19 protein-coding genes and 1 tRNA gene are annotated in these 19,584 nt (G+C 64.7%); 14 read left to right on the forward strand and 6 right to left on the reverse strand.

The features are described 5' to 3' along the window. The first annotated feature begins 127 nt into the window (after positions 1 to 127). Together recG and IVB26_RS21560 are read left to right on the forward strand one after the other, a co-directional pair. On the forward strand, positions 128 to 2,236 hold the full coding sequence (gene recG, locus IVB26_RS21555) for an ATP-dependent DNA helicase RecG (protein WP_247967322.1): 2,109 nt from the start codon (positions 128 to 130) through the stop codon (positions 2,234 to 2,236). Positions 2,237 to 2,404: 168 nt separating this feature from the next. Then, positions 2,405 to 2,926 carry a P-loop NTPase family protein gene (locus IVB26_RS21560; protein ID WP_247967323.1) on the forward strand — a complete coding sequence of 174 codons (522 nt, stop codon included), beginning with the start codon at positions 2,405 to 2,407 and terminating at the stop codon, positions 2,924 to 2,926. Between the two features lie 10 nt (positions 2,927 to 2,936). Here IVB26_RS21560 and IVB26_RS21565 read toward each other — a convergent pair whose 3' ends face one another. From IVB26_RS21565 to glmS, 3 genes are all read right to left on the reverse strand, one after another. Then, positions 2,937 to 3,794: an NAD(P)-dependent oxidoreductase gene (locus tag IVB26_RS21565; RefSeq protein ID WP_247967324.1), complete on the reverse strand. Its 858-nt coding sequence runs from the start codon at positions 3,792 to 3,794 to the stop codon at positions 2,937 to 2,939. A gap of 104 nt (positions 3,795 to 3,898) precedes the next feature. After that, positions 3,899 to 4,669: a DUF502 domain-containing protein gene (locus IVB26_RS21570; protein WP_247967325.1), complete on the reverse strand. Its 771-nt coding sequence runs from the start codon at positions 4,667 to 4,669 to the stop codon at positions 3,899 to 3,901. A gap of 84 nt (positions 4,670 to 4,753) precedes the next feature. Further along, the gene (gene glmS, locus IVB26_RS21575) at positions 4,754 to 6,580 is read right to left on the reverse strand and encodes a glutamine--fructose-6-phosphate transaminase (isomerizing) (protein ID WP_247967326.1); all 1,827 of its coding nucleotides are present in this window, start codon (positions 6,578 to 6,580) and stop codon (positions 4,754 to 4,756) included. A 221-nt stretch (positions 6,581 to 6,801) separates the two neighbouring features. Between glmS and IVB26_RS21580 the strand changes: the two genes are divergently transcribed. Next, positions 6,802 to 7,020, forward strand: coding sequence for a hypothetical protein (locus IVB26_RS21580; protein WP_247967327.1), 219 nt, complete (start codon positions 6,802 to 6,804; stop codon positions 7,018 to 7,020). Positions 7,021 to 7,163: 143 nt separating this feature from the next. Here the strand turns inward: IVB26_RS21580 and glmU are convergent, their stop codons facing one another. Then, positions 7,164 to 8,519: a bifunctional UDP-N-acetylglucosamine diphosphorylase/glucosamine-1-phosphate N-acetyltransferase GlmU gene (glmU, locus tag IVB26_RS21585; protein ID WP_247967328.1), complete on the reverse strand. Its 1,356-nt coding sequence runs from the start codon at positions 8,517 to 8,519 to the stop codon at positions 7,164 to 7,166. Between the two features lie 167 nt (positions 8,520 to 8,686). Here glmU and IVB26_RS21590 point away from each other — a divergent pair, with 167 nt between their 5' ends. The 4 genes from IVB26_RS21590 (at position 8,687) to IVB26_RS21605 (ending at position 11,314) form a co-directional block, all read left to right on the forward strand. Next, complete coding sequence (locus IVB26_RS21590; protein WP_247967329.1) at positions 8,687 to 10,036, forward strand: hypothetical protein; 1,350 nt, start codon at positions 8,687 to 8,689, stop codon at positions 10,034 to 10,036. A gap of 136 nt (positions 10,037 to 10,172) precedes the next feature. Beyond that, positions 10,173 to 10,613 carry an MgtC/SapB family protein gene (locus IVB26_RS21595; RefSeq protein ID WP_246931400.1) on the forward strand — a complete coding sequence of 147 codons (441 nt, stop codon included), beginning with the start codon at positions 10,173 to 10,175 and terminating at the stop codon, positions 10,611 to 10,613. An 86-nt stretch (positions 10,614 to 10,699) separates the two neighbouring features. Further along, entirely contained in the window at positions 10,700 to 10,861 is a 162-nt protein-coding gene (locus tag IVB26_RS21600) for a hypothetical protein (RefSeq protein ID WP_247967330.1), read from the forward strand. A 72-nt stretch (positions 10,862 to 10,933) separates the two neighbouring features. Further along, entirely contained in the window at positions 10,934 to 11,314 is a 381-nt protein-coding gene (locus IVB26_RS21605) for a hypothetical protein (RefSeq protein ID WP_247967331.1), read from the forward strand. Here IVB26_RS21605 and IVB26_RS21610 read toward each other — a convergent pair. Next, positions 11,274 to 12,833, reverse strand: coding sequence for a glycoside hydrolase family 17 protein (locus IVB26_RS21610; RefSeq protein WP_247967332.1), 1,560 nt, complete (start codon positions 12,831 to 12,833; stop codon positions 11,274 to 11,276). The two genes, IVB26_RS21605 and IVB26_RS21610, sit on opposite strands and share 41 nt — an antisense overlap. 329 nt (positions 12,834 to 13,162) lie before the next feature. On the opposite strand from IVB26_RS21610, the gene IVB26_RS21615 reads away from it, so the two are divergent. The 6 genes from IVB26_RS21615 (at position 13,163) to IVB26_RS21635 (ending at position 18,818) form a co-directional block, all read left to right on the forward strand. Continuing rightward, positions 13,163 to 13,756, forward strand: coding sequence for a beta-1-3, beta-1-6-glucan biosynthesis protein (locus IVB26_RS21615; protein ID WP_247973236.1), 594 nt, complete (start codon positions 13,163 to 13,165; stop codon positions 13,754 to 13,756). Positions 13,757 to 13,972: 216 nt separating this feature from the next. After that, positions 13,973 to 16,639, forward strand: coding sequence for a glycosyltransferase (locus IVB26_RS21620; protein ID WP_247967333.1), 2,667 nt, complete (start codon positions 13,973 to 13,975; stop codon positions 16,637 to 16,639). A 311-nt stretch (positions 16,640 to 16,950) separates the two neighbouring features. Next, positions 16,951 to 17,026 (forward strand) — tRNA-Lys (locus IVB26_RS21625). Between the two features lie 604 nt (positions 17,027 to 17,630). Continuing rightward, entirely contained in the window at positions 17,631 to 17,717 is an 87-nt protein-coding gene (locus tag IVB26_RS43550) for a hypothetical protein (protein WP_458309375.1), read from the forward strand. A 35-nt stretch (positions 17,718 to 17,752) separates the two neighbouring features. Further along, a complete protein-coding gene (locus IVB26_RS21630; RefSeq protein ID WP_253075745.1) occupies positions 17,753 to 17,992 on the forward strand; it encodes a hypothetical protein in 240 nt (79 codons plus the stop codon). A 655-nt stretch (positions 17,993 to 18,647) separates the two neighbouring features. Next, the gene (locus IVB26_RS21635; RefSeq protein WP_247967334.1) at positions 18,648 to 18,818 is read left to right on the forward strand and encodes a hypothetical protein; all 171 of its coding nucleotides are present in this window, start codon (positions 18,648 to 18,650) and stop codon (positions 18,816 to 18,818) included. Positions 18,819 to 18,869: 51 nt separating this feature from the next. On the opposite strand, the gene IVB26_RS21640 is transcribed toward IVB26_RS21635, so the two are convergent. Further along, positions 18,870 to 19,082, reverse strand: coding sequence for a hypothetical protein (locus tag IVB26_RS21640; protein WP_247967335.1), 213 nt, complete (start codon positions 19,080 to 19,082; stop codon positions 18,870 to 18,872). A 215-nt stretch (positions 19,083 to 19,297) separates the two neighbouring features. On the opposite strand from IVB26_RS21640, the gene IVB26_RS21645 reads away from it, so the two are divergent. Next, positions 19,298 to 19,540 (forward strand): hypothetical protein, encoded by a 243-nt coding sequence (locus IVB26_RS21645; RefSeq protein WP_247557999.1) that lies wholly within the window; start codon positions 19,298 to 19,300, stop codon positions 19,538 to 19,540. Positions 19,541 to 19,584: the final 44 nt, after the last annotated feature.

The raw sequence follows: 19,584 nt of genomic DNA on the forward strand, positions 1-19,584 counted from the left end.
CCACTCGGGGTGGCTATGTCAGCCCTCGATTTGGCATGGGCTGATGCCCCCTGCGGGCACGAAAAAAGACGTGGAAGCCCGGCATAAAGCCGGGCATGACGGGCCGAAACGATCCTAGATTCGCCTGATGCGCCCCAGCCTGCTCAATCCGCTGTTTGCCCCCGTGACCAGCCTGCCCGGCGTCGGTCCGAAGCAGGACAAGCTGCTGCAGTATCTGCTCAGCCGCAGCGAAACGCCGCGGCTGGTCGATCTGTTGCTGCATCTGCCGAGCCAGGTGATCGACCGCCGCGCGCGGCCAAAAATCCGCGACGCCGTGCAGGGAACCATGGTGACGCTGGAGGTGACGGTCGACCGCCACCGCCCGCCCCCGCCCCGCAACGCGCGCGCCCCGTATCTGGTCTACGCCAGCGACGACACCGGCGACGTCGTGCTGACCTTCTTCCGCGCCAAGCCCGGCTATGTCGAAAAACTGCTGCCTATGGGCGAGAAGCGCTACGTCTCCGGCACGCTGCAGATGTACGACGGCATTCCGCAGATCGTGCATCCCGACCGCGTGCTGGACGAGGAAGCGATCTCGAACCTCTCGGGCATCGATCCCGTCTATCCGCTGACGGAGGGCCTCGCGCTCGGCTCGCTCCGCCGCGCGATCGCGCAGGCGCTGCAGAAGTTGCCTGCGCTGCCGGAATGGATCAGCCCGGAGGTGATCCGCCGCTGCAATTTTCCGCCGATCGCCGAGGCACTCACCCGCGTGCACCAGCCGGTCGAGCTCACGGACATCCTGCCGGACCAACCGTTCTGGTCGCGTCTTGCCTTTGACGAGCTCCTGGCTGGTCAGCTCGCGCTCGCCCTGATCCGGACGCAACTGCGCCGTCCCGCCGGCGTGCGCAATGCCGGCGACGGACATCTCCGCAACAAGATCATCGACGCGCTGCCCTACGCCCTGACGCCCTCGCAGCGCAACGCTGCGGCCGCCATCGCCGAGGACCTGCAACAGCCCGTGCGCATGCTGCGTCTGCTCCAGGGCGACGTCGGCTCCGGCAAGACCGTGGTGGCGCTGCTCGCTGCCGCCGCCGTCGCCGAGGTCGGCAAGCAGGCCGCGCTGATGGCGCCGACCGAAATCCTGGCGCGCCAGCACATCAAGACCATCGCCCCGCTCGCCGAGCGTGCCGGCATGCGGGTCGCGATCCTCACCGGGCGCGAGAAAGGCAAGGAGCGGCGCGAGCTGTTGGCGCAGCTTGAAGCCGGCGAAATCGATCTCCTCGTCGGCACCCACGCGCTGATCCAGGACGACGTGATCTTCCATGATCTCGCGCTTGCCATCGTCGACGAGCAACATCGCTTCGGCGTACGCGAACGCCTCGCGCTCACGTCCAAGGGCGAAGCCGTCGACGTGCTGGTGCTGAGCGCAACGCCGATCCCGCGCACGCTGGTGCTGACTTATTTCGGCGACATGGACATCTCCGAGCTCCGCGAAAAGCCGGCCGGCCGCCAACCCATCGACACCCGCGCGGTGCCGATGAGCCGGATCAACGAGGTCATGGAGGGCGTCGGCCGAGCGCTCGAGTCCGGCAAGCTGGTGTACTGGATCTGCCCACTGGTCGAGGAATCCGAGGCGGAGGGCACCGAGCATCTCACCAACGCGACCAAGCGCTTCGAGAGCCTGCAAAAGCGCTTCGGCGAGAGTGTCGGCCTCGTCCACGGCCAGATGAAGGGCACCGAAAAGGACCGCGTGATGGGCCAGTTCGCCGCCCACGAGATCGGCCTTTTGGTCGCCACCACCGTGGTCGAAGTCGGCGTCGACGTTCCCGCGGCGACCATCATGGTGATCGAAAACGCCGAGCGATTTGGCCTGGCCCAGCTGCATCAGCTGCGCGGCCGTATCGGGCGTGGCTCGGAAGCCTCGACCTGCATCTTGCTCTACTCGGAGCCGCTCGGCGAGATGTCGAAGGCCCGGCTGAAGGTGATCCGCGAAACCACTGACGGTTTTCGCATCGCCGAGGAAGATCTGAAGCTGCGCGGCGAAGGCGACGTGTTAGGGGTGCGCCAGAGCGGCCTGCCCGGCTACCGCATCGCGCGGTCGGAGGTGCACGGCCAGCTCATCACCCAGGCTAGAGACGAAGCGCTGCGCATCCTCAAGGACGATCCGAAGCTCAAGGGCGATCGCGGCGAAGCGCTGCGGTGCCTGCTATATCTCTACGAGCGCGACGAAGCGATCCCGCTGATCGGGGCGGGTTGAGCCTCAGCCGAGGCGCCTCTTTCTCGTCATTGCGAGCGGAGCGAAGCAATCCAGAATCTTTCCGTAGAGGGACTCTGGATCGCTTCGCGCCGCTCGCAATGACGTGGATGGAGCCGTCGCAGAAATCCTACCCTTTCGTTGCGGCCAACTTCATGAAATCCTCCGGCCATGCGCCGGATCATCGTCGTTGGCTCCCAGGGTAGCGGAAAGACGAGCCTCGCCCGGAATCTCGGGCGAAAGCTCGGTTTGCCGGTGGTGCATCTCGACGTGCTCTATTGGCGGCCGGGATGGAAGCCATCCGACAAGCCAGGCTTTCGCGCACGGGTCACTGAAGCGATCGCTGGCGACGCATGGGTCGTCGACGGCAGCTTCTCCGGGCTGGCTTTCGATCTGGCGCTCGCGCGCGCCGATACGCTCGTCATCATCGACCGTCCGCGCTGGCTCTGCCAGTGGCGCATTCTCTGGCGCTCGACGTTCGATCGCGACAGCACGCGGCCCGATCTGCCCGAGGGCTGCCGCGAACAGTTCGACTGGAAACTGATGAAGGAGGCGTGGCGCTACAACACTGAGCGCGTGCCGGTCATCGAGGCCGAGCGCATCCAATATGGCCCTGATGTCCCAGTCGTGCGCTTGCGACGCGACTGGGACGTCCAGGGTTTTCTGGACTCGGTTTCAGTGAACGGCGAGTGAGCCCCGACGATCAGGCTTTCTTCCGCGCGATCCCCGCCGCAAACGCCTTCAGCAGCCCCGCGTCCACCGCCTCGCCCTGCGCATCCTCAGCGAGATGCTCGAACCACTTTGCAAACCCCTCGTAGATCTGGCTGGCCGGATGATCCGGGCCAAGGAAGCCGGAAATCTCCCGCATCTCCGCGACCCAGCGATAGGCCTTCGGGATCATGTCCGGCAGCGCGACTTCGAGCCGGGCGAGGACCGCGGGCTGGCTCAGTGCCAATTCGTCGCGCAGCGCATCGGCCGCGCCCGCTTTCGTCGCCGCGACCACCATGGCCGAGCCGATGCCGGCGAGGCCCTTGACGATCCCGGCGTAGGACATCTTCAGCGCGGAGGCCGCGCCGACCGGGCCTTCGACGATCCGCACGTCGAGGCCAAGATCCTTCAGCACCGCAACGTCTTTGGCGTGCTCGCCGGACATGTAGAAGGCCGGGCTTTTGCCGCCTGGCTGCGGCGGAAATCCGATGATGCCGCCATCGACGAACGGGGCCTGCGCCGAGCCGATGATCTCCTCGATCCGCAACACGGTGTCGACGTTGATGGCGTTGCAATCGACCACGACCGGCTTCTTCTCGCGCCTGACGAGCAGCGACGCCAGCCGTTCAGCCAGCGCGACGGCTTCGCCCGGCGGCACGATCGAAAGAATGATGTCGGCACCTGCGATTGCATCGTCATCGGCGCCGACCATGCCGGCGTCGGCTGCGCGCTTGCGCGTTGCCTCGCTGCGTCCCTTCAATGACGTCAGCACGCGCGCACCATGTTCGCTGAGGCGGCGGGCGACGGCGCTGCCCATGGCGCCGGGCGCGAGGATCGCAATGGTTTTGGACATTATGCACTCCAGGTCGATCGCCGAGCGAAGCGCTCGGCTCGACAGGAGACTAGCAGAGGATGCCAGCGCGCGCGTGACCGACGCCATCCCGCGGCGGAATGGCCCTACTCCACCTTCGCAGGCTCGGGCTGAAGCGCCGAGGCATTGGCGATACGCGCGGCATTCGCGACGCCCGCGAGCGCCGCGGCCTTTTTCGGATCAGGCGCTGAACCTGGCTGCACCACACCGGCCGACATGATCAGCGTCGCCGCGTCTTCGGCGGTGAGATCGACTTCGATGATCTTGCTCTTCGGGACATAAAAGAAGAAGCCGGTGGTCGGGTTCGGCGAGCATGGCAGGAACACCGAGACGTGCTCCTCCTGCCCCGGCAGGTTGCGCGCGATGTCCTCGTTCGGCGATTGCGAGATCAGCACGATCGACCACATGCCCGGCGAAGGAAACTCGACCAGGCCGACTTTGCGGAAGCTCGAGCCCTTGCCCGAGAACAGCGTCTCGAACACCTGCTTCAGGCCGCGATAGATCGCGCGCACGGCCGGGATCCGGCCGAGGAACGTTTCGCCGACGTCGACCAGCGTCCGGCCGATCAGATTGGCCGCGAGAAAGCCGACCAGCGTCAGCGTGAAGAACGCGACAACCAGTCCCCAGCCGGGAATGACGTACGGCAGATAGGTTTCCGGCCGGTAGGCGAGCGGGACGAACGGCCGCACCACGCCATCGACCCAGGTGACGAACCACCAGACCAGGTACAGCGTGATTGCAATCGGCCCTGTGACGACGAGGCCGGTCAGAAAATAATTGCGGAAGCGGCCCATCAGGCCGGTATGCGGTTCCGGCAGGGGATCAAGAGGCGCAGGCGCATCGTCGCGGGGGGTCATTCGGGTTCCAAGTCGGTCGCAGCACACAAGCTAGGTTCTTCTTGCAGGTTTTGGAAGACCGCGACCGGTTGATATCCCCTCCGCCTATTCCACGGTCACCGATTTCGCGAGGTTACGCGGCTGGTCGACGTCGGTGCCCATGACGACAGCGGTGTGATAGGCGAGCAGCTGCACGGGGACGGCATAAACCATCGGGGTAAAGGCCGCCGCCATATCAGGCATGACGATGGTGACGAGGGATTCGACGGTCGCCTCTTCCGCGCCCTTCGCGTCCGTCATCAGGATGATGTTGCCGCCGCGGGCGGCGACCTCCTGCATGTTGGAGACCGTCTTTTCGAACACCCGATCATGAGGCGCGATGACGACGACCGGCATGGTCTCGTCGATCAGCGCGATCGGCCCGTGCTTGAGCTCACCGGCCGCATAGCCCTCGGCGTGGATGTAGGAAATCTCTTTCAGCTTCAGCGCGCCTTCGAGCGCGAGCGGAAAGCTGGTGCCGCGGCCCAGATAGAGCACGTCGCTCGACTTGGCGATCCGGTGCGCCAGCTTTTCGATCTGGAGCTCGGTGGTGAGCGCATCCGCCATCAGGCGCGGCACCTCGACCAGGCCGTGAACCAGCTTGGTCTCGTCCTCGTCGGACAATTCGCCTCTGGCCTTGCCGGCCGCGATCGCGAGGTTTGCCAGCACCATGAGCTGACAGGTGAAGGCCTTGGTCGAGGCGACGCCGATCTCAGGGCCGGCCAGCGTTTGCAGCACGGTCTCGCTTTCGCGCGCGATCGTCGAAGTCGGTACGTTGACGACGGCGATCGTGTGCACGCCCTCGGCCTTGGCATAGCGCAGTGCCGCCAGCGTGTCGGCGGTCTCGCCCGACTGCGAGATGAAGATGGCCAGATCGCCCTTGCGCAAGGGCGCCTCGCGGTAGCGGAATTCGGAGGCGACATCGACCTCGACCGGCAGGCGCGCAAAGCGCTCGAACCAGTATTTTGCAACGTAGCCGGCATAGCTCGCGGTGCCGCAGGCCGTGATGTTGATGCGCTGGATATTCTTGAAATCGAAGGGCAGCTTGACCGGCAGCGAGACGCGCTCGGTGGCCATGTCGACGTACCGCGCCAGCGTATGGCCGACCACTTCCGGCTGCTCGTGGATCTCCTTGGCCATGAAGTGGCGGTAATTGGCCTTGTCGACCAGCGAGGTCGAGGCGGCGTGCCTGATCTTGTCGCGCTGGACGGCGTGGCCGTCCTTATCGAAGATCGTTGCGCTCTTGCGCGTCAGCACGACCCAGTCACCGTCCTCGAGATAGCTGATCGTGTCGGTGAACGGGCCGAGCGCGATGGCATCCGAGCCGAGATACATCTCGCCGTCGCCATAGCCGATCGCGAGCGGCGGGCCGTTGCGGGCGCCGATCAGCAGATCGTCGTCGCCGGCGAAGATGAAGCCGAGCGCAAAGGCGCCGCGCAAGCGCCCCAGCGCCAGCTTGACGGCTTCGACCGGCTTGTTGCCGCGCGTGAGCAAATTGTCGACGAGATGCAGCACGATCTCGGTGTCGGTCTCGGTGTGGAACACCGCGCCCTTCTTCTCGAGCTCCTCGCGCAGCTCACGGAAGTTCTCGATGATGCCGTTGTGGACCACGGCGACGCGCTCGGTCGCATGCGGATGGGCGTTGTTGACGGTCGGCTTGCCGTGGGTCGCCCAGCGGGTGTGGCCGATGCCGGTCGTGCCCTTGAGCGGCTCGGCTTCCAGCCGCTTCTCCAGATTCTTCAGCTTGCCTTCGGCGCGACGGCGCTCGAGATGCTTGCCTTCGAGCGTGGCGACGCCCGCCGAGTCGTAGCCGCGATATTCAAGCCGTTTGAGCGAATCCACCAGCTGCTCTGCAACCGGTTCGCGCCCGAGAATGCCGACAATCCCGCACATGCGGATCACTATCCCCCAAATCGTCGAAAAATCGCCTAAACGACGCGCTCGGTTTTTAGCGAAGTTCCTAGGGAACCATATACTCAATAATTATTGCGGATTGAGACAGCAAGGACCGCAACCCGGGCTTAGCCTGCGTCGAATTGGCCGGCGTTAACCCGCGCGCGTTAACTTGTTGTCAATATGTTTGGCCAACGATTCCGCGCCAGGAGAGTATGGCCATGAAAGGCTCGTCCGACCGTAAAGGTCTATCGCCGATGTACCTGCGCGCCAGCGAGACCACGGGCACGCACTTGGCACATTGGCCACCGCCGCAGCGCGGCAAGGAAAGCAAGCCCCTCTTCATCAAGCACTCCGAAGGCGAGCCGGCCAAGCGCGCCAAGCCACGCGGCTGGCGTCTCACCCGCGCGATCTTCTCCGAATTCGCCGACGACGAGTAGCCGCGACGAAGACCCTCGTGGCGAGGAGCGCGAAGCTCGAACCATGAAGGCCCGCCTCTCCCCTGCGGCCACCCTTCGAGAGACACGCCCGCTTCCAAAGGGCCCCCAGGATGAGGGCGGAGGATGCTGCGACACAATAGAGCTTACTTCTCCGGCTTCTTCCCGCCCGTCTTCATCTCGCGATAGCGCACAGCGCCTCCTTCCCTGATGGTCTGCTGGTTGCGCTCGAGCGCCATGGCATCGTCAGGCACGTCACGGGTGATCACCGAGCCGGAGCCGATATAGGCGCCGTTGCCGATCTTCACGGGGGCGACCAGCGAGGAGTTGGTGCCGACGAAGGCGCCTTGCCCGATGATCGTTTTGTGCTTCTTGAAGCCATCGTAGTTGCAGGTGATGGTGCCGGCGCCGATGTTGGAGTTGGCGCCGACGGTGGCATCGCCGATGTAGGACAGGTGATTGACCTTGACGCCGGCCTCCAGCGTCGCCGCCTTGGTCTCCACGAAATTGCCGATGCGCGCGCCATCGCCGAGCGAGGTGCCGGGCCGCAGCCGCGCATAGGGGCCGATCGAGACGTTCTTGCCGAGCGTGGTCTGCACGATATGCGAGAAGGAATGGATCACCGTGCCGTCGGCGATCGACACGCCGGGGCCGATCACCACGAACGGCTCGATGGTCACGTCCTTGCCGAACACGGTATCGGCGGCGAGATAAACGGTTTCAGGGGCGATCAGCGTGACGCCGGCCTCCATCGCCGCTTTCCGCAGGCGCGCCTGCATGACGGCTTCTGCCTCGGCGAGCTGTGCCTTGGTGTTGATGCCGCGTACCTCGTCCTCGCTGGTCTCGATCACCACGGACTCCCATCCCTGCTTGCGGACGATTTCGACCGCGTCCGTCAGATAATATTCGCCCTTGGAATTGGCATTGCCGATTTGCCCGAGGATTTGAAGCGCGCGGCGGCCGTCGATCGCCATCACGCCGGCATTGCACAAATCGATCTTGCGCTCCTCAGTGCTCGCATCGGCCTGCTCGCGGATCGCGACCAGGCGTTCGCCCTCGACGATGAAACGGCCATAGCCGGTGGGATCGGCGGCGCGGAAGCCGAGCGCGGCAATCGCAGCGCCCCTGGCGAGCGGCGCGCGCAGCCGCGCCAAGGTCTCGGCCGAGATCAGCGGCGTGTCGCCAAAGGCAATCAGGAGATCGTCGACGCCGCGTCCGATCGCCTCACGCGCCGCCAGCACCGCATGCGCGGTGCCGAGTCGCTCGGCCTGCACGAAGGTGAGCGCATCGGGCCTGATGCGCTTCGCCTCGTCCGCGACCGCCTCGTGGTCGGGGCCGATCACGACTGCGAGCGAGGTACCGGTTCCCTTGGGTGCCGCGGCGAGCACGTGGGCAAGCAGCGTTTGCTGAGCTACCGGATGCAGCACTTTGGGCAGGCTCGATCGCATGCGCGTGCCTTCGCCGGCGGCGAGCACGATCGTGAGGCTGGAACGGGCGGTCATCGAAATCCTGTCAGATACTGCATCAATTGGCGCGACGGGCGGCGGAATCCTGAAAAGCTCTCGTCTTGCTACCCCCGCAAACGCCCGGAATTCAAGTGCGATGGGGTTTTCCTGTTAATGTTCCCTGGCTGATTCGGGGAAGCTTCGGGGCTGGGCACTTAACGTTCATGGCAAAGGATTCCGACCCACTGGCGGATGCCTTCGGCACCAAGGAGACCGGCGGGCTGTTCTCCGGACTTGTGGCCGAGGAAAGCGCGTTCGACCGCCGCATGATGTGGCGGCTGGGCTCGTGGGGCGTGGCGGCCGTGGGCGCCGTCACCATCGCGGTGATCGCCAGCCAGGCCGGGCTCGGCTGGCGGCGCGACCAGGTTGCCTCTGCCGATCTTGCGCGCCAGGCCGACCGGCTCCAGATGCTGACCAAGGAGAGCCAGAACGAGGCCCGCCGCCTCGCCGCCGCCATCGAGACGCTGAACGGCGATCGCGACCGGCTCTATTCGCGCGTCACCGTGCTGGAGCAAGGGCTCGATTCCGTCACCGGCGCCATCGCCAAGCAGACCACCCCGCCGCCACAGGCCGGCAAGGATGCCGCGCCTGCCGCCCCCAGCGTCGCGCCGGTCGCTTCGACGCCCGCCGCCGCCGGCGACAAGCCGCGCACCGAGGCCGCCAAGGACACGTCCAAGGATTCTGCAAAGGAGCCGCCGAGCCCGCCGCCGCAGACGGCGGCCGCCGCATCGCTCGTGCAGCAATCGCCGGCCATGAATTCGGCGTTGCCGACCATTCCGCTGGTGCCGTCCAAGTCGATCATGGCGCCGCCAGATCCGGCTGCATCAAAATTGATTCAGCCCGAGACGATCGAGAAGGCCGCGGAGAAGAAGGCCGAGCCGGCGCCCGCCCCGACCGAAGTCGTCGCCACAGCCGCAAAGCCACCGGAAACAGCCGAGAGCGAATCCCCCGCGATCGCGGTTCAGCAGACGCGTTTCGCGATCGATCTCGGCGGCGCCAATTCGATCGACGGCCTGCGCGCACTCTGGCGCGGCGTGACCAAATCCAATCCGGATGTCGCAGCGCTGCGGCCGATCATCATGATCAAGGAAGGCGCCGCCGGGCTCGGCATGCAGCTCCGCCTCGGTGCCGGCCCCCTCGTCAACGCCGCCGCCGCCGCAAAATTCTGCGCGAGCCTCGCCGAGAACGAGCGTCACTGCGAAACCACCGTCTTCGACGGCCAGCGCCTGTCGATGCGCGGCTCGGAAAAGACGCAAGACAAGGGACAAGAGAAGTCTCAAGACAGGGTTCAGGAGAAGACCTCAGAGAAGAACCAGGACGCGGTCCCGCAGGCCGAAACCGCCCCCGCGCCCAGCGCAAAGCCCGAGAAGCCGCAGCGCCGCCGCAGCTACTCGTCAAAGCGCTCGAAGCGCGAGGAGCCCGCGCCCGCCCCTGCGGCGCAGCCGGCGCCAGCGAAGCCAGAGGCCGCGTCGACCTCCGCGGGATCGACATTGTCCTCGTTCTTCAGACGATAGGGCGCGGCCCTATCTGGGCGGAAGCTGCTTGCATGCGGCGATCGGACGCTTGGACCTGAGCTGCCCTTTCGCAGCAGATTTGCGTTCATTCACAACGCGCTCCAAGCGTCGACCCTTCCACAACTCGCGGAATTTGATGAACGAACTGGATGATGTGCTGAGGCTTCTCGTCGCGGCGGGTACGGGCCTCCTGATCGGCATCGACCGCGACATGAATGACAAGCCGGTGGGAATGCGAACCCTGTCGCTGGTCGCCCTCGGCTCCGCGCTGGTCTCGATCTCCGTGATCGAGTTCCAGAACTTGCGGGACCACCCGGATGCGATCTCCCGGGTCATTCAGGGCGTCGTTGCCGGCGTGCTGACCGGCGTCGGCTTCATCGGCGCAGGCGTCATCCTGCACGATGCCAAGGCGAAGACCGTTCACGGCCTCACGACTGCGGCGACCGTGTGGATTGCGGCAGGGCTCGGAATTGCCTGCGCGCTGGGAGCCTGGCTGCTGGTCGCCGCCGCAATCGCGGTCACGTTGCTCGTGCTGTTCGTTCTCGGCTGGGTCGAGCGCCGGCTGGGACTGAAATAGCCGCTGAGGCTCAGTCTGTACCAAATGATACGATCAAGGCCGACATAACTCGGCAGTATCCGCGACGGATTTGATTCGGAGCGGAGATGATGGAGGCGAAGTTTCTGCGAGAGCAACTCGCGTTGGTGCGCGAACTGGCCGAACGGGCGGATCCCTATATCAAGCAGCGATTGCTTGCATTAGCCGACAAGTATGAGCGTCGGCTGGCCGCACAGAGCCGGCAGACGCAAGAACGCTCCCAGGGTTGACAGTTCACTGGTCGTACAGAAACTTCCGCCTCCCCTGTTGCCCCGTTCCGCCATCCCGACCATATTGCCCCCATGACAAAAAAGCCCTTCCGCCTCACGCCCTACCAGGTGCAGTTCCTGCTCGTCGTCGGTTTCGTCACCGTCGGCTGTGCGCTCTACGTGCGCTATCTCGCGATCGAGTTCTCGCAGGTCGCCCTCGCCTGTGACGCCGGGCTTCAGACGCTGGTCTGCAAGGCGCGGTCCGTCTCGACCGTGCTGTTCAAGAATTCGGTGTTCGGCATCGTCGCGCTGGTGGTTGCGACGCTGAACCTGATGCGGCCATCGATCGTGCTGCTCACCGTCGGCATCATCGCCGCCGGCCTCGGCATCGTGCTCTACAATGTCGTGCTGTCGGGCCTGGCGATCGGCCTGTTCATTCTTGGATTTGCTCGGCCCGCGCCCGCCACAGCGTGAGCGCGAACAACAGATAGATCGCGCAGGTCCACAGCGACTGCCAGTTGTCGCGACCTTCGTTGAAGAGCACAAAGACAGCCGAGAGCGCCAGCACGCCCGCGAACACCGATTCCGCGATCGGACGCTGGCCGATCTGCGGCCGGTTCAGCATCAATAGCGCAAACGGGACCACCGCCATCGTCAGCGAGGCGTAGGGAAAATCCTTGTAGCGCGGGTCGAACACGAAGCCGAGCGCGGTAGCGGCCCCGATCACCGCTGTCACCGCGAGCGTCAGGCCAAGCACGGCGGTGAGCTTCGACCATTTGCGGCCCTCGCGCGGACCGAGCAGATCGAGGAAGGTCGGAAGGCTGCGGCCGATCACCATCGCCTGCGCGCAGAAGATCGGCGACAGGATGCCGGCGAGCAGCAGCGCGCCCCAGAGCAGCCAGCCGCCGATGCCGTAGCTCTCGTAATACATCTTGTCGGCGCCGATCCCGAGCAGGCTCCCCGCCGTCGTCGCCGAGATGGCGACACCGAGCCAGGCCGAGAAGCGCGGCGTCCACGGCCGCCGGCGCAGCGTGATCAGCGCGACCGCGAACACCAGCACGGACAGGCCCATGCCCGCGCCCATGTACCATTTCCAGTACGGGAAATTGCTGATCGGCTCGCCCGGCGGATATTTCAGGCTCCGGCGCACCGAGTCGTACAGGCCCCAATAGCCGCCGACGGTGCCTTCCAGCTTGCGCTTCCACGGCTGGTCGTAGGACTCGATCAGATTGACGCGAAACTTGTTCGCCTTCGCAAGGCTCAGGATTTCCGAGACGACGCGCGCCTGGTTGGCGCGTGAGGGCAACGCGCCGTCGCGCATGCGCCCCTCGCTCGGCCAGCCGGTCTCGCCGATCAGGATCTCCTTGCCGGGGAACGCCACCGCCATGCGTTCGCGGATCGCCTCGACATGGGCGGAAGCGAATTTGGCCTTGACCGGCAAATCCTCCCAATAGGGCAGGATGTGGATCGTGACGAAGTCGACGACGTCATAGACCTCGCGGTTCTTCAGCCAATATTCCCAGACGTCGGCATAGGTGACGGGCACGCTGACCTGCGTCTTCACCAAGCGGATGATGGAGACAAGGTCGGCCGTGGTCATCTCGCCGCGCAGCAGCACCTCGTTGCCGACGATGACCGAGGTGATGATGTCGGGGAATTGCTTGGTGAGGCGGATGGCGAGCGCGGCCTGCTCATAATTCTTGGTGCGGTTGCTGGAGAGCCAGATGCCCTGCAGCACTTTCAGCCCGCCGACCTTGGCGGCGATCGCCGGCACCTGGTCGAGCCCGTTCTCCATCGAATAGGTGCGGACGCAGTCGGTGATCTGCTTGAGCTGGCGCAGGTCCTGCTCGATCTGCTCGGCCTCGATATGGGTCCAGGCCTCCAGCGGCGTCTGCTCGCCGCGGAACGGCGCGTAGGAGACGCATTGGACCTTCTCGGCGGGATCGATCGGGGCGCGCGCGAGCGTGATCGGCGTCGCCAACCACCACCACACGGCAGCAATCGCACCCAGTGAAACGAGCAGAAGCGCCAGTGGCGTACGAAGTGAAATCGGTTCCGTCCTCCGCGAAGGGTCCGTCGATTACCTGCTTGCACGCCGTCTGCCAAGGGGGTGCTCCGGTGCGGATGCGCTCCTGCCCCAAAGGAATGGGGCTGCGGCGGTTCGACCGGGACCTAGCGTCGTGACTTTGCTGGACAAAATTCCAAATACAGGTCATGGACTCCGAAAGACTTTTCCGCCGCATTGGAGACCCATTTGGACGCCATCACCGGCGCGTCCACGGGATCCTGACGCGGACGGCCATCGGATACATTGGGGAATTCATGCGGCAACGGGTGTTCGAGTCACGAAATGCGGTCCTGCGGCAGTTCGCCGCCACCTTGGCCGTCTCCTGCCTTCTCGTTCTCGCCGGTCTCGGTGGCGCCTCCGCCCAAAGCGGCACGCCCGCGCCGGACCAGGGCAAGGCCGCGGCCCAGCCCGCCGACGCCGCCAAGGATGCCGCCCAGAACCAGCGCCGCACCGACGAGTTCGCCGAAGCAGCCCAGGCCATCAACGGACCGGGCGGCAACCCCGAATGCGTCTGGCTCGGCCGGCGCGTGGTACGGCTGATGTGGCGGGATGATCTCGATACCGCGTTTCGCCATCTCGACCTCTACGACCGCTTCGGCTGCCCCGGCGGCCACATCCAGGCGGCCTTCCGCTGCCTGACCCGGTTCGGCGCCCAGATCGATCCCAAGGTCGCCGAGACCCTGGACAGCCGCGTGCACGCCTGCTGGATCAACCCGGCGGCCCAGCCGCAGCAGGCGGCGGCCGCGGCGTCGCAGCCGGCGGCACCGGCCTCGGGTAATCCGCCGGCGGCGCAGCCGGCCGCGAGCCCCTCGCCTGCGGCAAGCCCGACGCCGGCGCCCCAGAAATAGCCGCGATCGTTTCAGCTGTCGTTCAGGAACGATCGGCCATAGACCTGTTGGCACTGCCACGCATTTTCTGGAAAAGGCCATGCCCTCATAAGGACATGACGCCATGACAGTTGAGAAACCGCGCGGCAGAGGTATGCTCCATTTGCCGCGGACTTGGTCGGATCTCGGGGTCGGATCCGCTTCCCTGCCCCCTCAGCCCCTTTTGGTTTAGCCGCGATGCGCGTTGTCGCCGCCGTTCTGTTGCTCGTGTCTGCGCTTCACGCAGGGCTGTGGGGAGTCCTGCGCGACAAGGAACCCGCGCCTGATTTCAGAGGCCTGTTGCCCAGCGTCTCCTACGCGCCGTTCGAGGGCTCGGCCCACCCTGATATCGACAACATCCCGACCGTCGAGAAAATCCGCGCCGACCTCAAGACGCTGTCGACCATGACGCGCGCGATCCGCCTCTATTCGTCCACGGGCGGTGTGGAATTGGTGCCGCCGATCGCGGCCGAGTTCGGCCTCAAGGTCACCGTCGGCGCCTGGATCGACAAGGACAAGGATCGCAACGAGCGCGAGATCAAGGCTGCGATCGAGCTCGCCCGCAAGAACAGCAACGTCGTCGGCGTCGTCGTCGGCAACGAGGTGATCTACCGCGGCGAGCAGAAGGTCGAAGACCTCATCGACATGATCAAGAAGGTCAAGGGCTCGGTCCGCGTGCCGGTCACGACCGGCGAGATCTGGAACATCTGGCGCGACAATCCCGACCTCGGCTCCAGCGTCGACTTTATCGCCGCCCACGTGCTGCCCTATTGGGAAAACTTCCGCTCGGACCAGGCGGTCGACCAGGCCGTCGACCGCTACAACCTCTTGCGCAACCTGTTCCCCGGCAAGCGCATCGTGATCGCCGAGTTCGGCTGGCCGAGTCAGGGCTACAACTTACGCAACGCCGATCCGGGCGCGTTCCAGCAGGCGCTGATCCTGCGCAACTTCGTCAGCCGCGCCGAAGCCATCGGCATGGAATACAACATCGTCGAAGCCATCGATCAGCCCTGGAAATTCTTCGAAGGCGGCGTCGGTCCCTATTGGGGCATCCTCAACGCCAGCCGCGAGCCGAAATTCGCCTGGACCGGTCCGGTCGAGAACCCCGACTATTGGAAGCTGATGGGCATCGCGCTGCTGGTCGGCATCCTGCTGTCGCTGCCGATCCTGCGGCTTGAAAAGCCCACCGCGAAGCAGGCCTTGCTGCTGTCGGCGAGCGCCAACGGCGTCGGCGCCTGGGCCGCGACCGTGTTCGCGTTCTGGAACAGCCATTACTTCATCTTCGGCTCGGCCTTCGCGCTGACGCTCGGCATGATCCTTCTCGTTCCGTTGGTCCTAATCGCGATGGCGCGCATCGACGAGATCGCCGCGGTCGCCTTCGGCCGGCCGCCCCAGCGGCTGCTCAGCAAGGGCAAGCCAGTCGAGAACGTTCCCGAGAATTACTACCCGAAAGTCTCGATCCACATCCCCGCCTACTTCGAGCCGGTCGACATGCTCAAGCAGACGCTGGATGCGCTGTCGCGGCTGAACTATCCGAACTACGAATGCGTCGTCATCATCAACAACACGCCCGATCCCGCCTTCTGGCAGCCGATCCAGGACCATTGCCGCGCGCTCGGTGAACGCTTCAAGTTCATCAACGCCGAGAAGGTGCAGGGCTTCAAGGCCGGCGCACTGCGCATCGCGATGGACCGCACAGCGGCCGACGCCGAGATCATCGGCATCCTCGATGCCGACTATGTCGTCGATCCCGACTGGCTCAGGGATCTCGTGCCGGCTTTCGCCGATCCGCGTGTCGGTCTCGTGCAGGCGCCGCAGGAGCACCGCGACGGCGATCTGTCGATCATGCACTACATCATGAACGGCGAGTATGCCGGCTTCTTCGACATCGGCATGGTCCAGCGCAACGAGCTCAACGCCGTCATCGTGCACGGCACGATGTGCCTGATCCGCCGCGCCGCGATGGACATGGCCGGCGGCTGGTCGTCGGACACGATCTGCGAGGATTCAGATCTCGGCCTTGCGATCCAGGAGCTCGGCTGGACCACCCATTACACCAACCACCGCTACGGCCAGGGCCTCCTCCCCGACACCTACGAGGCCTTCAAGAAGCAGCGCCATCGCTGGGCCTATGGCGGGCTGCAGATCGTCAAGAAGCACTGGCGCCACTTCCTGCCCGGCAAGAGCCGGCTGACATCCGACCAGAAGCGCGAATATGGCCTCGGCTGGCTGAACTGGCTGGGCGCCGAGAGCCTCGGCGTGGTGGTGGCGCTGCTCAACCTCGTCTGGGTGCCGATCGTCGCCTTCGCCGACATCGCCATTCCCGACAAGATTTTGACGCTGCCGATCATCGGCGCGTTCGTCGTCTCGCTGGCGCACTTCCTGTCGATGTACCGCGCCCGCGTCGCGATCAAGCCCGGCCAGATGCTGGGCGCCATGATCGCGGCGATGAGCGTGCAGTGGACGGTGTCGCGCGCCGTGGCGCAGGGCCTCATCACCGAGCACATCGCGTTCGCGCGCACCTCGAAGGGCGGCCTTAGCAGAATGTCGATCGAGTTCCAGGCGTTCTGGGAGGCCGTGATCGGCACCCTGCTGCTGATCGGCGCCGGCGTGCTGATCGCCTCCAACAGCTACCGCCAGATCACAGAGATCTACATCTTCGCCGGCGTCCTGGTGCTGCAAAGCCTGCCGTTCCTGGCCGCCGTCGCCATCGCCATCCTCGAGCTCAGCCGGATCAACTCGTTCCAGTTCTGGCGCGATAGCGCGATCCGCACCGCCGAGCTGATCGGCCTCCGCCCCGTCGCGCTGCCTCCCGTGGGCGCGCCGCAGGCCGTGCCGACCGAGGTGCGGCGGGAGACGAACTGACGGGCGCCCACCCAGTTCGGGCCTCGTGATCAAAAGTCACGTGCTCCTCGACGGGGATGGCGGCCCGCCAATCGGGTTGAGAATTCCGGCCTAAGCCGCAGAGACCGCGAGCAAATCCCCGCTCCTGCCGAGACTTTCGGCAGCGCCCCGCACTATTGACCTGCGCAGCCACTCCCCCTACACAGCGCAGGCCGAGAGCATGATCCGGAAACAGCCGGTTTTTCCTCGCGACGTCCTTAGCGTTGCGGCAAGACATGCTTCTCGAATGTCCGACCACGATGGCGATCTCTTCAAGCCATCAGCGGCCATGGGAGCGCGTAGCTCAGCCGGTAGAGCACGTGACTTTTAATCACGGGGTCCTGGGTTCGAGCCCCAGCGCGCTCACCAAAAGCCGGATCAATTACTTAAAGGCCGTTTTCGCGCTCCCGGCGCCTTGGCGCGCCTCTTGCCATAGAGACTTCCCAAGCATGGAGGCGTGCACCGATGGCACAACGAGTTCGTGTTCCCAGACGCCCAAGGCCCAGTTTGAAGCATATCGCGCGCAAGCTGGTTAGATTGCTGGACGCGATCGATGAGCTCGAAGACCTGAGAGAAAGGGTCCAGGCGGCCGAAGCCACGCGCGTCCTGCATTAGAGCGCCGGAAAGTCCGTTGCGGAGCTAAACAATCCACGTCGTCCGCAAGGCTGCTCCGTCCCAAAGGCCACGGCTGAACGTTGTCGCGCCTGGTGCCGGAGCCGTCCTCAAACGCAGCCTCGGGAAAACGGCCAAGGTGCTGAGAGAATACGGTGATAGTGCGCTCAACGAAGCTCTTGCTTCGCGGCCCTTTCCGGACGGCTGCACGACGGGAGTTTAGTGCATTGCAAGCTGCCAAGATGTTCATGGTCCCGCAAAGCTCATTGAGCCGAGCAGTGGCATTTGAACAGCAGATGGCGGCTTGAACGTCTTCTTCGATAATTGCACCTCGCCCGTCTTTGCGGGAACGCTCGACGCTTTGATCACGCCGCTGGGCCATCGCGCTCGCCACATCCGCCACATGTCGGATTGCGAATTCGCGCACAACACACCCGACGTTGACTGATCACGCGGCTCGGTGCCGACCCGTCGGTATGGCTCGTGATCACCGGCGATCAGCGCATCCGGAAGAACCTTGCCGAGCGCACAGCGTGGATACGCACCGGGCTCAAAGCGTTCGTGCTCGCGCCGTCCTACAAGAAAACCCCGGTAAACCAGGGCGCATCGTGCTGCTCTGGCCGTTGGCCGGTTATGGAGCAATTTATCTCAGCCGCCGCCCCTGGCTCCATGTTTGAGCTATCGATCAGTCGGCGCGCCGGCTTCACGCCTCTTGCGGTCTGACGCGCTGCTCCGCGCGTGTACCCAGGCTTTCAGGGTTAAGCCTAGGATGGGTTGAGCTCTTGCGAAATCCATCACTCGTTGCGATCAGCGTCACTGCGATCCGCGGTCGATCATCGAAGCACAACTCAAAGGGCCGCGGAGTGACCGACCGATTGCCAGCGATCGGTTTCGCAAGAGCGCAACCTGTCCTACGCGCCGTTCATATGGTCCCGATTTCGTCCACGCGAAGCCAACGCTTCCTCGCAAAATCGCGCCAGATTCCGATAGAGTCCAGTAGTCACCCCGAGATGAACTACACCCAACAGGCGCCTATTGTGCCCTCCCCCTCCGGGCATTGTGGCGATGATTTGCGCAGAGAAAGACAATCCGCCCGTTCTGATCTGCTCCAAGTGCGGGCGGCCGATGACGTTTTTGGCGACGCTGCCGGCCATCTTCACGCTTCCTGCAGTACATGCCTACCAGTGCCGTCCCTGTCTGCGGGTGGACACCATCCCGCTGACGTGAGGCCGGAATTGCGGTGATAGCGCGCTCTACGTACTCAACTGCCGCACACTGCAATTGCTTGGCATCTGCGGCCGTTCCAAGAGCCCTCCCTCAAAAAGCCGCTGACAACCCACCGGAAACGTGTAGGATTCAGCAAAACCGGAGGAGCGGCATGTTTGAAATCAACGGTTTCGACACGGCGGGCGTGGTCAGTCTCAAGCGGCTGTCACTCACCGCCGCCCTCAAGAAGGCCAAAGAACTTGTCCAGGACGGGTGCTGGGACGTTCAGGTCGTCGATCCCAGCGGCCGCGTCTACACCTCGTTTGAAGAGCAGGCCGCCTAGCCACCCCACCTTCGGCGCCATTCGAGCGAGCACCGGCGCCTGTTTCCGCCGCTATCCGCCTCGGCCGACGTTTGACGAGGCGTTGTTCAGCCAGCGCAGCGTTGCATCGTCGCTCCAGCCGGGGACGGCGAAGCGCGCCGGCGGAGTCGCATTCGCGCGGGGCCGCTCCGCCGCGGGATGGCGTGCGCGGGCGTGATGCACCGTTGCGGCGTTTGCGGAGCTGCACAGCACCAGCAACAGACCCATGGCAAAAAGAGAGCGCATCGCATCAACTCCAATCGAGCAATCGCCCGCTGTGATCTGATGCGTCGATCGGTTCGCCACAATCCTTCGCGGCTTCACAAGCACGAGAGAGAAGCGCTTGGCTCCTGCCGTGGTGCAAGCCGCCCCTCAACTGCCGCGCGCGATGCCATTGCCAGTCAACCCGTTTGGGAGCAGGCTTCTCTCCAGGCGCTCAAGACGCCGCACGGGAGAGACACATGAAGGAACAGGGCCTGGATGGCCGCCACCGGGACAAGGACGGCGGTATCAGCAAGAAGCACGGCAACACGCTTGTCGGCACATTGCGCAAGATCTACGGAAAGGGTTTTGCCGCCGGGTATCCCGATGCGACGCCACTCAGCGAGGTCCTGGCCCAGCTGAACGAGACATCGCTGAGCCAGTTGCGCCGCGATCACGACACCGGACATTTGGGGCACAAGATCGATCACGCCTTGAAGTGAGACGACCGTGACAGCCTGTAGGATGGGTTGAGCGCTTGCGAAAC

The organism is Bradyrhizobium sp. 195, assembly GCF_023101665.1.
Classification (GTDB): Bacteria; Pseudomonadota; Alphaproteobacteria; order Rhizobiales; family Xanthobacteraceae; genus Bradyrhizobium.